This is a genomic window from Micromonospora sp. NPDC005291 (assembly GCF_040607415.1).
GTDB lineage: Bacteria > Actinomycetota > Actinomycetes > Mycobacteriales > Micromonosporaceae > Micromonospora.
In genome coordinates this window covers 59,658-74,295 of sequence record NZ_JBEXGR010000006.1, presented here as the reverse complement: position 1 = coordinate 74,295, position 14,638 = coordinate 59,658, and the positions used below count along the sequence as shown (strand labels likewise).

At 73.5% G+C, this 14,638-nt stretch carries 13 protein-coding genes and 1 pseudogene; 5 read left to right on the top strand and 9 right to left on the bottom strand.

All coding sequences use genetic code 11. The features are described 5' to 3' along the window. The first annotated feature begins 24 nt into the window (after window positions 1-24). The 3 genes and pseudogenes from ABZT18_RS10835 to ABZT18_RS10825 all read left to right on the top strand — a co-directional run. On the top strand, window positions 25-849 hold the full coding sequence (locus tag ABZT18_RS10835; protein ID WP_354994318.1) for an ABC transporter ATP-binding protein: 825 nt from the start codon (window positions 25-27) through the stop codon (window positions 847-849). Further along, window positions 846-2,900: a penicillin acylase family protein gene (locus ABZT18_RS10830; protein WP_355251149.1), complete on the top strand. Its 2,055-nt coding sequence runs from the start codon at window positions 846-848 to the stop codon at window positions 2,898-2,900. Before ABZT18_RS10835 ends, ABZT18_RS10830 begins: the two co-directional genes overlap by 4 nt. Next, a pseudogene (locus ABZT18_RS10825) lies at window positions 2,890-3,429 on the top strand (GNAT family N-acetyltransferase); the annotation flags it as partial. The gene ABZT18_RS10830 and the pseudogene ABZT18_RS10825, both read left to right, overlap by 11 nt. A 241-nt stretch (window positions 3,430-3,670) precedes the next feature. Here the strand turns inward: ABZT18_RS10825 and ABZT18_RS10820 are convergent. The 3 genes from ABZT18_RS10820 to ABZT18_RS10810 all read right to left on the bottom strand — a co-directional run bounded on the left by ABZT18_RS10820 (window position 3,671) and on the right by ABZT18_RS10810 (window position 6,335). Continuing rightward, the gene (locus tag ABZT18_RS10820) at window positions 3,671-4,288 is read right to left on the bottom strand and encodes a bifunctional 4-hydroxy-2-oxoglutarate aldolase/2-dehydro-3-deoxy-phosphogluconate aldolase (RefSeq protein WP_355251146.1); all 618 of its coding nucleotides are present in this window, start codon (window positions 4,286-4,288) and stop codon (window positions 3,671-3,673) included. Window positions 4,289-4,356: 68 nt separating this feature from the next. After that, a complete protein-coding gene (locus ABZT18_RS10815) occupies window positions 4,357-5,313 on the bottom strand; it encodes a sugar kinase (RefSeq protein WP_355251143.1) in 957 nt (318 codons plus the stop codon). Window positions 5,314-5,474: 161 nt separating this feature from the next. Continuing rightward, window positions 5,475-6,335, bottom strand: coding sequence for a S1 family peptidase (locus tag ABZT18_RS10810; RefSeq protein WP_354994323.1), 861 nt, complete (start codon window positions 6,333-6,335; stop codon window positions 5,475-5,477). 170 nt (window positions 6,336-6,505) lie between these two features. Between ABZT18_RS10810 and ABZT18_RS10805 the strand changes: the two genes are divergently transcribed. Then, the gene (locus ABZT18_RS10805; RefSeq protein ID WP_354994324.1) at window positions 6,506-7,693 is read left to right on the top strand and encodes a low temperature requirement protein A; all 1,188 of its coding nucleotides are present in this window, start codon (window positions 6,506-6,508) and stop codon (window positions 7,691-7,693) included. A 12-nt stretch (window positions 7,694-7,705) separates the two neighbouring features. Here ABZT18_RS10805 and ABZT18_RS10800 read toward each other — a convergent pair whose 3' ends face one another. Beyond that, window positions 7,706-8,278, bottom strand: coding sequence for a nucleosidase (locus ABZT18_RS10800; RefSeq protein WP_355251140.1), 573 nt, complete (start codon window positions 8,276-8,278; stop codon window positions 7,706-7,708). Window positions 8,279-8,430: 152 nt separating this feature from the next. On the opposite strand from ABZT18_RS10800, the gene ABZT18_RS10795 reads away from it, so the two are divergent. Further along, window positions 8,431-8,865 carry a Rieske (2Fe-2S) protein gene (locus tag ABZT18_RS10795; RefSeq protein ID WP_355251137.1) on the top strand — a complete coding sequence of 145 codons (435 nt, stop codon included), beginning with the start codon at window positions 8,431-8,433 and terminating at the stop codon, window positions 8,863-8,865. A 17-nt stretch (window positions 8,866-8,882) separates the two neighbouring features. On the opposite strand, the gene ABZT18_RS10790 is transcribed toward ABZT18_RS10795, so the two are convergent. The 5 genes from ABZT18_RS10790 to ABZT18_RS10770 form a co-directional block, all read right to left on the bottom strand. Next, window positions 8,883-11,618 (bottom strand): Hsp70 family protein, encoded by a 2,736-nt coding sequence (locus tag ABZT18_RS10790; protein ID WP_355251134.1) that lies wholly within the window; start codon window positions 11,616-11,618, stop codon window positions 8,883-8,885. 71 nt (window positions 11,619-11,689) lie between these two features. Continuing rightward, a complete protein-coding gene (locus tag ABZT18_RS10785) occupies window positions 11,690-12,151 on the bottom strand; it encodes a GNAT family N-acetyltransferase (RefSeq protein ID WP_355251131.1) in 462 nt (153 codons plus the stop codon). Window positions 12,152-12,161: 10 nt separating this feature from the next. Next, the gene (locus ABZT18_RS10780; protein WP_355251128.1) at window positions 12,162-12,911 is read right to left on the bottom strand and encodes a dihydrofolate reductase family protein; all 750 of its coding nucleotides are present in this window, start codon (window positions 12,909-12,911) and stop codon (window positions 12,162-12,164) included. Continuing rightward, window positions 12,908-13,591, bottom strand: coding sequence for a GTP cyclohydrolase II (ribA, locus tag ABZT18_RS10775; RefSeq protein ID WP_354994330.1), 684 nt, complete (start codon window positions 13,589-13,591; stop codon window positions 12,908-12,910). Before ribA ends, ABZT18_RS10780 begins: the two co-directional genes overlap by 4 nt. A gap of 58 nt (window positions 13,592-13,649) precedes the next feature. Next, the gene (locus ABZT18_RS10770; protein WP_354994331.1) at window positions 13,650-14,588 is read right to left on the bottom strand and encodes a lysylphosphatidylglycerol synthase transmembrane domain-containing protein; all 939 of its coding nucleotides are present in this window, start codon (window positions 14,586-14,588) and stop codon (window positions 13,650-13,652) included. Window positions 14,589-14,638: the final 50 nt, after the last annotated feature.

The following is a 14,638-nucleotide window of genomic DNA, read 5'->3' as shown; positions in this document are numbered from 1 at the left end:
CGCGACGCCCTCGAAGGAGCACCCATGCACCCCGCCAGTTCCCGGCTCGGCGGCACCGCGCTGACCCTCGCCTACGACCGGCGCATCATCGCCGAGGACCTGACCGTGGAGGTGCCCGACCAGTCGTTCACCGTGATCATCGGTCCGAACGCCTGCGGCAAGTCGACCCTGCTGCGGGCGCTGTCCCGGATGCTGCGTCCGACCGTCGGGACGGTCCTGCTGGACGGCCGGGACATCCACGACCTGCCCGCCCGGAAGGTGGCCCGCACCCTCGGGCTGCTGCCGCAGTCATCGATCGCGCCGGACGGGATCAGCGTCGCCGAGCTGGTCGCCCGGGGCCGATACCCCCACCAGGGGCTGCTGCGGCAGTGGTCGCGAGAGGACGAGCGGGTGGTCGAGGAGTCGATGGCCGCCACCGGTGTCGACGACCTCGCCGACCGGCCCGTGGACGAACTCTCCGGCGGCCAGCGCCAGCGGGTCTGGATCGCCATGGCGCTCGCCCAGCAGACCCCGCTGCTGCTGCTCGACGAGCCGACCACGTTCCTCGACATCGCCCACCAGATCGAGATCCTGGATCTCTGCGCCCGGCTGCACGAGGAGCAGGGGCGCACGCTGGTCGCGGTGCTGCACGACCTGAACCACGCGGCCCGCTACGCCACCCACCTGATCGCCATGCGCGACGGACGCGTGGTGGCCGCCGGGGAGCCGGCGTCGGTGGTCACCGCCGACCTGGTGGCGGAGGTGTTCGGGCTGCCCTGCCGGGTCATCGACGACCCGGAGACCGGCACCCCGCTGGTCGTTCCCGCCGCGCGGCGCCGGGCCGCCGCCACCGTCCCGGAACCGGCGTGAGCGAGCGGCGTTTCCGCGACCGGTGGGGGGTGCCGCACCTGCGTGCCGACGACCCACTCGCGCTGGCGGCGGCGCAGGGCCGGGTGACCGCGTACGACCGGGCCTGGCAGATCGAGGTGGAACGGCACCGGGCCCAGGGCACCAGCGCCGCCTTCCTCGGCGCCGACGCGCTCGGCTGGGACCGGTTCGCCCGGCAGGTCCGGCTCGACGACACCGCACGCCGCTGCCACGCGGCGCTCGATCCGGCGACCGCCGAGTGGGTGGGCGCGTACGTGGCCGGGGTCAACGCGGGTCTCACCGCCGGGGCGGCCCGGGCGCCGGAGTTCGCAGCCACCGGGCTGAGCCCGGGCCGGTGGGAGCCGTGGACACCGCTCGCGGTCTGGCTGGGCCATCACATCCTGTTCGCCGGGTTCCCCGGCAAGCTCTGGCGCGAGCACCTGGCGCAACAGCTCGGCCCGGCCGCGGTCGACCTGTTCGCCACCGACGGGCCGGCCGTCGCCGGCAGCAACGGATGGCTGCTCGCCGCCGAGCGCACCGGCACCGGAGCAGCGCTGCTCGCCGGCGACCCACACCGGTTTTTTGAGGATCCCGGCGTCTACCAGCAGATCCGGCTGGCCTGCCCGGAGTACGACGTGGTCGGGCTCGCGGTGCCGGGCGTGCCGGGGATCGCGCACTTCGGGCACACCGGCGGGGTGGCCTGGTCGATCACCAACGCGATGGCCGACTACCAGGACCTGTACGCCGAGCGGCTGCGCCGGCACGGCCAGCAGGTGCGGGCCCTCGGCCCGGACGGTTGGCGGGACGTCCACCGCCACGTCGAGACGATCGAGGTGGCCGGGGCTGACCCGGTCGAGGTCGAGGTGGTGGAGACCGACCGAGGTCCGGTGATCGTCGGTGGCCCGGACGACGAGACGGCCATCAGCCTGCACTACCCGCCACGGGTCCGCGCCGAGCTCGGCTTCGCGACGCTGCCGGAGCTGCTGCGCGCCCACACCGTGGCGGACGTGGACCGCGCGCTGCGGCACTGGGTGGAGCCTGTCAACGTGGTGCAGGCGGCGGACACCGCCGGAGGGCTGCTGCATCGGGTCGCCGGTGCGGTGCCGGTGCGGCATCCGGACAACGGCCGGCGGGTGGTCCCCGCGTGGGACGCCGCGCACGCCTGGCAGGGCTGGTACGCGCCGATGCCCCGGGCCGAGGTGGCCGGCCGGGCGGTGATGGCCAACGAGCGAGGGCTGGCGGCGCCGCTCGGGGTCGAGTTCGCCCCGCCGCACCGGGCACACCGCATCGCCGAGCTGCTCGACGCCGGTCAGGCCTGGTCGGCCGACGCCATGGCCGTGGTGCACACCGACACGTATCTGGGCTCGGCCGAGCCGCTGCTGGCGGTGCTGGCCGAGTCGAGCGGGCTGGGCCCGGCCGCCGCCGCGCTGCGCGAACGGTTGCTGCGCTGGGACCGTCGGATGGCAGCCGACAGCACCGACGCGGCTGCCTTCGCCACCCTGCGGGCTGCTGTCGTACGCCGGATCGCCGCCCACCCGGCGCTGGGCGCGCTGGCCGAGCCGCCCGCGTACCCGGAGGTGTTCGCGCCCTGGCTGGCGCTGACGCCGCGCGTCGGTTACGCGCTGGAGCACCTGCTCGGCGCGACCCCGCTGCCAGGCATGGACATGGCCGCGCTGGTACGCGCCGTGGCCGACGAGGTCGCCGACGTGGCGGCCGGACCGGTGCGCTGGGGAGACCTGCACCGGTTGGTGCCGTGGCGGGCGCTGCCCGGCCCGGACGACGGGCCCGGCCCGCGACTCGACGGTGACCACGACTGTGTGCTGGCGACCTCAAGCGTGCCCGGGGTGACCCATTGGTGCTTCCGAGGGCCGGCGGCGCGCTTCGTCTGGGACCTGGCCCGGCGCGAGGACAGCCGCTGGGTGGTCCCGCTGGGTGCCTGCGGGGTGCCGGGCGCCCCGCACCACGACGACCAGAGCCCCGCCTGGCTGGCCGGTAAGCTGCTGCCGGTGACCACGGACTGGGACCGGCTCGTCGAGGAGCACCATGAACACTGATGGGCATCACTACCGCAGCGAGGTCAGCGGTTTCGGTGTGGTCACCATCCGGCCGGTGCGGCCGGACGAGGACGTCGACCTGCTGCACGGCTGGGTCACCCAGGACCGGGCGCGCTTCTGGGGGATGCGGGAGGCAAGCCGCGAACGGGTGCGCGAGATCTACTCCTACCTGGACTCGCTGGCCACCCACCACGCGTACCTGGTGCACCGCGACGGCGTGCCGGCCGCGCTGGCGCAGACCTACCAGCCCGAGGCCGACCCGGTCGGCGAGTGCTACGAGGTACGCCCCGGCGACGTCGGCGTCCACCTGCTCATCGGGCCGCCGACGGTGGTCGAGCGCGGCTTCACCGGTGCGCTGTTCGGCGCGATCCTGGACTTCGTCCTCGCCGACCCGGGCCGGCTGCGGGTCGTGATGGAACCTGACGCCCGCAACGACCGTGCCATCAACCGGTTTCTCCGCACGGGTTTCCGGCCCGGACCGTTGATCGACCTGCCGGAGAAACGCGCGCGGCTGCTCTTCCTCGACCGGCCGCCGACCGCCGACCGCCGACTGAATGTCATCGACCGCGAATCGGCCGCCGGCCCGGGTCCGCGACCCACCCCACCCCACCCCACCCCACCCCACCCCACCCCCGCCCCACCCCACCCCACCCGGTCGATCATGGAGTTGTGGTGCCGGACATCATGTGAATTGCGGCTTTAGCACCCCACCACAACTCCATGATCGACGGAGTTGTGGTGGGGTGGAGCGGGGGTGGGCCGAGGGTGGGTCAGCTTGTTGGGGAGTTGAGGGCTAGCAGTTCGGCTAGTCGATCTAGCTGGTTTGGGTCGGACAGGGCTGAGCCGACCGCCACCACCCGTACACCTGCTTGCAGGAACGCGGCGGCGTTGCCCGCGTCGAGGCCGCCGGTTGCGACGAAGCGCAACTGTGGCAGCGGGCCGGCCACGGCTTTGAACCAGGCCGGCCCGAGGGAGATCGCGGGGAACGCCTTGAGCCAGGTGAGGCCGTGTCGCAGCGCCTGCTGGGCCTCGGTGGGGGTGGCCACACCGGGCAGGTGCGGCAGGCCACGCGCGGCGGCGGCGTCGGCGACCGCAAGGTCCAGGCCAGGCGCGACGGTGAACGCGGCACCCGCGTCGGCAGCCGCCGACACCTGCTCGACGTCGAGCACGGTGCCCGCACCGACGATCCGGCCACGCTCGGCTCCCGCCTTGACAGCGGCGCGCAGCGCCGGCACCGCGTCGGCGGTGGCCACCGGAACCTCCACCACGTCGATGCCGAGGTCCCAGGCACGCTCGGCGAGCCGAACGGTCTCGGCGACCGGCAGGCCGCGCAGGATCGCCATCACCCGGGCGCCGCCGAAGATGTGGTCGAAGTCCGCTGTGGTCATGGTGCACTCCATCCGAGGTCGCGGTGCATCTGTTGCCTGGCGGCCGGGCCGAGACCCGACGACACGACTCAGTCCCCCGCCCGCGTGGCGGTCAGGTCGAGCGGCGACCAGGCGTCTACGGGGGCAGCGAGCAGCTTCTCGAACCAAGCCCACGGCGGCACCGGGGCGTTGTCGCCGCTGCTGGTCAACGCCTGGGCCGCGACCAGGTGACCGAGCCGCATCCGCCGCACGGGGTCGAGGCCGCGCAGCAGCCCGGCCAGGTAGCCGGCGGCGAACGCGTCTCCGGCGCCGACCGGCTCCACCACCGTCACGCGGGGCGCCGGAACGAAGACCGGCTCGGCGTCGCGGCTCAGTGCGGTGGCACCCACCGCGCCATCCTTGACCACCACCGTCTCCGGTCCGGGCAGCAGCCGGCGTACGGCCATCGGGTCGGCGGTGCCCCACAGCACGTCCGCCTCATCCTGACCGACGAAGACCAGGTCGCAGCGGTCGGCGAAGTCGCGCAGCACCGGCGCGGCCTGCTCGGCGGGCCACAGCCGGGCCCGGTGGTTGACGTCGAAGCTGACCAGTGCCCCCGCCAGCGGCCGGTCGCCCACCGCGTGCTCGACCAGCGCCCGGCAGGAGGCGGAGAGCGCCGGGGTGATCCCGGACAGGTGCAGTACACGGGCACCGGTCAGCCCAGGGTTCGCCAGCGTGCCCGGGTCCATCCGGGAGGCCGCCGACCCGGCCCGGTAGTAGTGCACGGCGGTCCCCTCCGGGCCCGGGTCCTTGACGTACAGGCCGGTGGGAGCGGCCGGGTCCACGCTCACATGGTCCACGAGGACGCCGGCGGCGGCGACGTGCCGGACGACGGCCCGGCCGAAGGGGTCGTCGCCGACCCGGCTCACCCAGGCCGCCCGGTGCCCCATTCGGGCCAGGTAGCCGGCCACGTTGGACTCCGCGCCGCCGACCGACACAGCTACCTGGTCGGCGTGCTCCAGCGGCTCACCCGGCGCGGGGCAGAGCACCACCATCGTCTCCCCCACCGCGGCCACCTCGACCGGGGGGGACCCGGCCGGAACGCTCGCTCGATCGTGTCGGGAGTCGGTCGGCATGGGGGCACACGTCCTCGCGGCGGGGTCCGGGACGCCGCCGAGCCTAGGTGTCTCGCCCGAGACGGGCAACCCGTCGCGCGGCGAACCGTGGGTCAGGGCAACGTCAGCCCGTACGCGGCCAGCACCTCCCCGATCGGCTGGTAGTAGGTCGTGCCACCGGAGGTGCAGTTGCCGCTGCCACCGGAGAGGATGCCGATGATGGTGCCGGTGGACGCGACGTAGAGCGGTCCGCCGCTGTCCCCCGGTTCGGCGCAGATGTTGGTGCGGATCAGACCGGTGACCGCGCCGCCGGCGTAGTTGACGGTCTGGTTGAGGCCGGTGACGGTGCCGCAGCGCACCCCGGTGGTGACACCGCTGCGACACACCGCCTGACCGACGTACGCGTTGCCGGCGCCGTAGATGGTCAGCAGCCCGGGGTAGGTGTAGACCGCGCTCGGATGGGCGATCCGGCCGGTGTACCGGATCAGCCCGTAGTCGTTGGTGGGAAAGCTGGTGGCGGTGCGGGTGCCGAGCACGGTGGTCTGGGCGCTGTCGGCGTACCAGGCGCTGGCGGTGGTGGTGCAGTGCCCGGCAGTGATCACGTAGTAGGTGCTGCCGCTGCGTACGTTCGCACCGAGCGAGCAGCGACCGCCACCGCCGTAGATGCCCTGCCCTCCGGCGATCAGGGTGCGCAGCGTTCCGGGCTCGCGGCGCAGCAGCGCGCCGGCCCGGTCGGCCACCGCCCGCAGTGCGGTCAGCTGGGCGGGTGCGACGGTGTCGTCGACGCTGAGGGTCATCCGACCGGTGGCCGGGTCGAGGCCCCAGGCGGTGCCCGCTGTGCGTACCCCGGCCAGCACGGCCGCCGGGTCGGTGGCGGGCGGGGCGGCCCGGTCGGGAACGGCGGCCTGCGCCGCGCCGGGCGCGACGAGCAGGAGGATGGTCAGGACGAGGGCGACGAGCGGGGAGCGGCGCATCCGAACCTCCGCAGAGATCGAGATTGATGGATGTCGCCAAGCATCGCCCGGCGCCCGACGCCGTGGCAACCTCACGCGCGCTCTTCCCCAATGGGCGGGAATCACCGATCCGGGGACGAGCCAGGCCGACGCCGCCGATAATCCTCGGGAGACACGGCGGGAGGCCGGGCATGACCACCGAGGGCTCCGCCGCGCTGGTACGCCGGCCGGACGGGTCTACCCGGGCCACGCTGTTGGAGCTGCTCTTCGACGTGGTCTTCGTGGCCGCCCTCGCACTGATCTCGAAGCAGCTGGCGGACCGCGGCTCCTGGCATGACGGCGCGTCGGTGCTGCTGATGCTGACGGCGATCTGGTGGACCTGGTCGGTCACCTCGACCACGACCGAGTTCTACGACCCACAGCAACGCCCGATTCAGGCCATCCTGATGGTCGCCATGGTCGGGTCGGTGGCGATGGCGGCATCCCTGCCGATGATCTCCGACGGGCATGCGCTGGTCTTCGCGATCGCGTACGTCACCACGCACGTGATCCGCGGCATCGTCCTGGTCACCACGTTGCACCGCCAGGGGCACCGCGCAGCGATGGAGCGGGCCACCCGGTTCGTGTTCTGGTTCGTGGTGTCCGGCGTCTTCTGGATCGCCGGCGCGCTGTCCGGCACGGTGAACTGGGGGCTCTGGACCATCGCCATCGCGATCGATTTGATCTCCGCGGCGGCACGCTACCCCACGCCCTGGCTGGGCCGGGTGCCTGTTGTCCAGTACGAGGGAACCACCGGGCACCTGGGCGAGCGGTACCAGCAGTTCGTCATCCTGGCCCTCGGCGACATCATTCTGGTGCCCACCTTGCAGGTCAGCCAGACCGATCTCGGCCGATTTCGGGTCACCGCCCTGCTCGGCGCCTTCGCCACCATGCTGCTGCTCTGGCAGGTCTACGTCTTCCGGGCCGACGAGCTGGTACGCGGCCTCGACCCGCCGTCCCGCGGCCGCGCGTCCCGACTGGCCCCGTACACCCATCTGGTGATGCTGGCCGGCGTGGTCGGCACGGCGGCCTCGTTCGACCTGGTCGTCGCCCGACCCACCGGAACGACGCCGGTGCAGTGGCTCATGCTGATCGTCGGCGGGCCGGCGCTGTTCGTGACCGGGCGCCTCCTGTTCACCCTGCTGGTGTCCACGTCCGTGCCGTGGCGGCGAGTGATCTGGCTGCCGCTGCCGCTGCTGGTGCTGCCGTGGGCCGGCCGATGGCCGCCGGTGGTCGTCACCACGGTCGTGGCGCTCGCGCTGGCCGGTCACGTCCTGGTACCCGCCGGCACTCCCCGAGCCACCACACCCGGGCTGAAGATGAGACAGCCCGACCGCTGACCTCAGGCTGAATCAGGCGAGGTGTCGACCGGCCCACTCGGCGAGGTCCCGGGCGCACGCGTCCACTGACTCCCGCCAGGTCCGGGCCGCGCCGTCGCCCGCCTCGTCGCTGACCTGCTTGATCAACCGGCACGGCACACCCGCCTGCGCGGCGGCCCACGCCACCGCGTACCCCTCCATGTCGACCAGGTCGGCACGCTGCGCCAACCGGCCCCGCGCCGCATCGTCGGCCACGAACGTGTCGCCGGTGGCCAGCACCGCGCCCTCGGTGGCCAGCGACAGCGGCGCCCCGTAGGTCTCACCGGTGAGCGTGCGCAGCAGGTCGGTGTCCAGGTCGTGCTGGAGCACGGTGGCGACCTCGTGGATACCGGCCCACCCGGGGCGCAACGCGCCGGCCGTACCCAGGTTGAGCAGCAGGGAGGGGCGCGGCCCGGCGGCCAGCACCGCGGCCACCGCGCTGGCGGCGTTCACCTTGCCCATGCCGGTGAGCAGGACCGGCAGCTCGGGAGGCAGATAGCGGGCCTCCTCCCCGACGGCGAGCACCACCAGCGGACGATCGGCGCGGACCGTACCCCGAAGATTCACCGCAGCATCGTACGGTCCCGGCGCTCGGCCACCGACCGCACCCAGCCATCATTCAGCTCGGACGCATCGCGCGTTCAGCCACGTGCGGCAGGCTGGGCCGGCGAGCAATCGGACGACGGTGGTCCGGGGCCGCCGACGGAGAGGTGACAACGGTGTACGACGGACAGGAGTTTCTCCGCGACAACCGCTGGTGCCTGAGCAGGCGCGGGTTGCTGACCGGCGCGGGCGCCCTCGGCGCCGCCGGGCTGCTGAGCGCCTGCGGCGCCGGTGACAGCCCGACCGGCAGTCAGGCGGCCGCCAAGGCCGGCACCGTGCTGGCCCGCACCGGAGACGTGCCGGTCGGTGGCGGCACGGTCACCGAAGGTGTGCTGGTCGTCCAGCCCGAGGCCGGCAGCTTCAAGGCGTACGACGCGACCTGCCCACACCAGGGCGTCCGGGTCGCCGCACCCCGCGACGGCGTGGTCACCTGCCCCGCGCACAACTCCACCTTCTCGCCCAGCGACGGCTCCCGCCTGGGCGGCCCCGCCACCCGGGGCCTCACCGAAATCCCCGTCACAATCAACGGCGAAGAAATCCTCCGCGCCTGACAACCCCGCGGGGAGGGTTAGTTTTCCGCGAACTGGTACAGGACGAAGTCCTTGTCCGCGCCGCAGGCGATGACCGTGGTGTTCCACGAGCAGGACGCGCTGCGGACGTCCTGGAGCTCGCCCAGGTCGTCGTGCTCGCCGGACTCGGCCCACACCCCGGCCAGTACGCGGTTGTCCGCGACCATGTTGGGCGCCTTGGCGAAGACCAGCAGGTTGCCCGCGTCCAGCCGGACCGCCACACCGCCACGGTCCCGCAACACCGGCTTGCCGGCGGCGTCGAAGAGGGTGACGGTGGGCTCCGGGTACTCCCGCTGGGCAAGCAGCCGCTCGCCCAACGGGACCAGGCCCGTCACGCCCGGCGCGGGCCACCTGCGCGAGCGCTCGCCCTCGGTCGCGGCCACCACCTCAGTCTTCTCGACCTTGCTGTTCGGCACCTGCAACAGGCACGCCCGTCGCTCACCGCAGGCCACCAGCTCCGCCGGACGGTACTCGTCGTTGCCGGACCGGTGGAGAACCACCGGCTCCGCGTCGGAGCCCAGGTCGTACGCCAACAACTGGTACCCGCCCTCGTTGGCGGCCACGTACAGCCGATCCTCATGGGCAACCACCAGGTCGTCGAGGTCGGCGACGTTGCCCCACTGGCGCAGTACGGTGCCGGAAGCCATGTCGAGCAGACGCACCGACCGGTCCGCGCCCACCTGGACGAGTCGCCGCCCCTTGCTGGCCCACGGGTCGCGGGGCGTGCCGTCGAGGAAGGCCGGCCCAGCCGACGCCTCATCGCTGCCCACCGGCCGGACCACGGTGCGGCGGCCGTCGTACTGGTCGCGGGGGTTGGGCTGGGTCCACTCCGTCCCGCCGTCGCTCAGGCGCAGGCCGACCAGTTGGGCGGCGCCCCGGTCCACCAGCACCGCCGTGTCAGCGGCGAAGTAGACGTCGTCGTCACCGCGGATCGGGTGCTGCCAGCGTTGCGTGCCCGTGCGTCCGTCGAGCACGGCCAGCGGACGCAGGGTGCTGTCGCCCGATGCGTCGGCGACGACCGCGACGGCCCCCGGGATGGCCACCAGGCTCTCCCAGTCGTCGGCTCGCACGTCGGTCGCCTTACGCCACAGCTGTTTGCCGGTCCTGGTGTCGACGGCCACCACCTCCAGCCGGTCGTCCGGCAGTGGGTATCCGAGGTAGGCCCGGTCACCGAGCACCGCCGTCCACATGCTGGCGGGCCGCTCGGCGCCGGCCGCCGGCCGGGACAGCTCGCGCAACGACCGGAACTCCAGATCCGGGTAGCGGTCACGGGTGAGGTACAGCGTCGCGGCGGTAGCCACGCCGGCCAGAGCCAGCACCGCGCCGAGCACCACCCAGCGGGCCCGCCGCCAACGCGCCCCGCCGGCAGCCGGGGTCGGGGTGACGCCGGACCAGCCCGGCCCGGGCGGCCCCGCCGGCGGTGTCGACCCGGGCCAGGGCTGCGACGGTACGGTCGGCGCGACTGGTCCAACCCCGGCCGGTACGGTCGGCGCGACTGGTCCGGCCCAGGCCGGGGCGGTCGGCGCGGGTGGGCTCACGGGAGTCGGTGCGGGCGGGGCGATCGGCGGTCCGGCGTACGCCGGTGCGGGCAGCGGTCGACGCAGCGGCAGGTCGGTCAGCGCGCCCTCGGCCACCGGCAACTCCGGCTGGTCCAGCACCGTCGGGGCGATCCCCAACTCGGCGTGCAGCATCCGGGCCACCAGCGGGATCCGCGACGAGCCGCCGACGAGGAACAGCCCAGCGAGCTGGTCGGGGCTGAGCCCGGCGGCGGCGATCACCTCCCGGGCCCGGTCCACCGCGCGGCGCAGCAACGGTGTGGCCACCCGCTCGACGTCCGCCCGGGTCAGTTGAACCGTCTCGGCCATCCCGGGCACCGCGGCCGGCGCCACGGAGGACCGGGACAGCGTCTCCTTGGCACCTCGTACCTCGTCCCAGAGCCGGACCTGGTCGCGGCGCTGTGCCGGATCCGCCGGTCGGATCAGCCGGGCCCACTGCGCGGCGTGCCGCTCACCGACCAACTCGCCGACCCGCCGCACCAGCGCGGCGTCGAGATCCAGGCCGCCCAGGTCGGGCAGACCACCGTCGGCGACCACGCTGAATCCGGAGTCACCCCACGGGTCGGCACCCTCGTTGCGCAGCACCGCGACGTCGAGCGTCCCACCACCGAAGTCGAACACCGCGATCGCGCCGCCGACCGGCACCGGCCGGTGCAGCACCTGCGTGTAGTAGCGGGCGGCGGCGACCGGCTCCCGCAGCAGCCGGGTGCCCGGCGGCGTCGGCCCGGCGAGGGTGTGCTCGCCGATCTGCGGCCAGCCCGCCCGCAGCAGCGCGTCGGCGAGGACCTGCCGCCGCGTCGCATCCCAGGCCGCCGGGCAGGTGAGCACCGCCGGGGGCAGGAAGCCGACGGTGTCGACCGCGGCCCGCGCGACCGCCACGAGCAGCGCGGCGAGAAGGTCGGCCGGCAGGTACGAGCGGTCACCGAGCAGTACGGTCGGCTCGTCCACCCGACGTTTCGGGTTCGGCTCGAGCCGGGCCGGGTCCGCCTGCGCCAGCCGTCGGGCGTCCCAACCGGTGTGCAGGGTGCCGTTCGGGTCGGCGTAGACAGCGGAGGGGCTGACCGGCTGACCGTCCATCAGCAGTGGACGGGTCCGCCCGTCCGGCCAGCGCAGCACCGCCACCGTGTTCGACGTACCGAGGTCGACGCCGAGGGCGAAACCCTCGTGCTGGCCTGCCATCTACCCGATACCTCCGCCGCGACGAGGGAAACCCAGCCTCGCATCGTACGCAGGCCGCACCGCCCCGCTGATCACTCGGTCAGGCCACGCTCTCCGACGATCTCGCCGTCGCTGGTCTCCCCGGTCGGGCGGAACCCGAGCTTCAGGTAGAACCGCTCCGGACCGCCCGTCCCCTGTTCCCACGTCGTGTACACGCGGTCGCGCCCCCGTCGACGAGCCTCGTCGCAGATGGACTGGACGGCGAAGCGGCCGTACCCCTGGCCCTGGTGCTCGGCGGCGATGTTCAGCCGCCAGAGGCCCGAGCGCAGGTCGTCGGGTCGGTCCGGGTGCCACACGATGTCGAAGAAGCCCATCAGGAAACCGACGATCTCGTCACCCTCGACGATCAGGCGTGGCCAGGCGATCTCGGGCTGCGCGTACGCCTCCGCGAGGGACCAGGCGACGGGAGAGGCGAACTTCTCCTGCTCCGGCCGGACGGTCAGCCGGCACGCCGCCTCCACATTGTCCTGGCTGATCTTCACCAGACTCGGCATGGCGGCCACCCTAACAAGCCCCTGGCGCCGCCAGCGTCGACGATCCTGAGGCGTCGGCGTCGGGGAAGCGGTCGGAGAGGGCGTAGCGGAGCAGGACCACGTCGCCGATCTGGCGGGCCTCGGCCAGGCGGGCGCGATGACCCGGGTGCCAGGGGAAACGGCCCTCGCCGACGAAGCGGGGCGCCCGGCCGTCACCGACGAAGAACGGGGCGACCACCAGATGCAGCTCGTCGGCGAGGCCGGCGGTGAGGAACTGGGCGTGCATCGTCCCGCCGCCCTCCACCATCAGCCGTCGTACGCCCCGCGCGGCCAGGTCGGTCACCAGCCATCCGGGGTCGACCGGCTCGCCCGCGTCGATCACGGTGGCCAGCCGGCCGATGCGTTCCTGAGTCTTCTCCAGCGCGCCCGTGGCGCAGTAGACGAGCCTGGCCGGGTCGCCGGCCGTGAAGAACCGGGCGGTCGGGTCGAGGTCACCACGGGCGGTCAGGGTGACCTTGGCGGGCGAGGCGGGTCGGCCACTCGCCACCCGCTCGGCCCGGCGCTGCGGCGAGCGCACCAGCAGCCGGGGATCGTCGCGGCGGACGGTGCCGGCGCCGACCAGGATCGCGTCACAGCTGGCCCGGACCGCGTCGACCCGGTCCAGGTCGTCCTCGTTGGACAGCAGCAACCGTTCGTCGGAGGCGTCGTCGATGTACCCGTCGATGGAGGTGGCGCAACTCAGCAGCACGTACGGCCGCGTCGGCGCCGGCCAGCAGCTCACCGGGCGGCAGGCCGGTCAGGGGTACGACCCGACAGCGCCTCCGCTGCCTCGGTCTCCGCCGCCTTGGCCGCCTTCGCCGCCAGGTAGTCGGCGTTCGCCGGGGAGAGGAAGATGCTGGTGGGCACCCGTTCGGCGACGTCCACGCCCAGCCGGGTCAACTGCTCGGCCTTGTCCGGATTGCTGCTCAGCAGTCGGATCCGTGGCACGCCCAGCGTGGTCAGCATCTGCGCGGCGGCGGTGTAGTCCCGCTCGTCCTCGCCCCGACCCAGCGCGACGTTGGCCTGGTAGGTGTCCAGCCCGGCGTCCTGCAACGCGTACGCGTCGAGCTTGGCGTACAGGCCGATGCCACGGCCCTCCTGCCGCAGGTAGAGCAGGAACCCACCGGCCTCGGCGATCCGCTGCACCGCCTCGCGCAACTGCGGCCCGCAGTCACAGCGTTGGCTGCCGAACACGTCACCGGTCAGGCACTCGCTGTGCGGCCGGACCAGCGGGGGGTCGCCCCCGGCGGCGAGCCCGTCCAGTGCGCCCGCCCAGTCGCCGAGGCCGAAGGCGAGGTGCTCCCGACCGTCCACCAGACCCTTGAACGTGAACACCCGGACGGTCGTGTCGTAGCCGTCGGGAAACGCCAGCGGCACCGTGACCTGCGTACGGATCGTGGCGATCGGCAATGCTTCGGGCATGGGACTCCTTTGTCCGGCGCCACCGTCGCGCGGCGGCGCGTTCCGTCTCACAACCGACTCAACAATCGCCGCCGGAGGCGGCTTCCCGGGCGGCGACCGGAACCCGGGACCGCCGGGCCAGCAGCACAGCGGCACCGGGCAGGCTGGCCACCAACACCAGTGCACCGTAGACGGTGGCGGTGGCGACGCCCTGCGCCGCGCTGAGGCCGGCAGCGCCGAACGCCCACGCGGCCACCCCCTCGCGCGGTCCGAAGCCGGCGACGTTCAGCGGCAGGCCCATGGCGAGCAGGGCGAGCAGCGTCAACGGCAGCAGCCGCGACAGTGGGGCGTCCGATCCGGCGGTGCGCGCCGCCACCAGGAAGGTCGCCAGGTGACCGGCGACCATCACGGCGGAGGCGATCAGCACTCCGAACCAGGTGCGCCGGGCCAGTAGCCCGGACCGCACGTCCGCCACGGCGGTACGCAGCGCCTTCGCCCACCGCGAGGGGCCGGCGTTCGGCACCGCCCGTGCCAGCAGCACGGTGATCAACCCGCCCGCGACGAGGAGCGCGGCGGCGACCGGCAGGTACGCCCGCACCGGGGACGGGAAGGCCGCGAGCACCACCAGCGCGATACCCAGCAGGACCACCTGCCCGGCGACACGTTCCCAGACCACCGCGCGGATGCCCCGGCTGACGTCACCGGCGTCGCGGCCGTGGCGTACCGCCCGGTGCACGTCGCCGAGCATCCCGCCGGGCAGTGTGGCGTTGAGAAACACGGCCCGGTAGCAGTGCGCCACGGCGGTCGCCAGTGGCAGCCGCACGCCCAGGCCGCCGGCGACCAGACTCCACCGCCAGGCGGCGCAGACCGTGGTGAGCACTCCGATGAGCAGTGCCGCGGTCAGCGCCGGAGCGTCGATCAGTCGTACTCCGGCGAGGAACGGGCCGCTGCCCACCTGCCACAGCAGGACGGCGAGCAGACCCACCCCGCCGACCACTCGTGCCCAGGCCCAGAACATCGGCGCCGGTCCTCCCCTTGAAGATCGTCCACTTGCCCTAGTCCACGTAC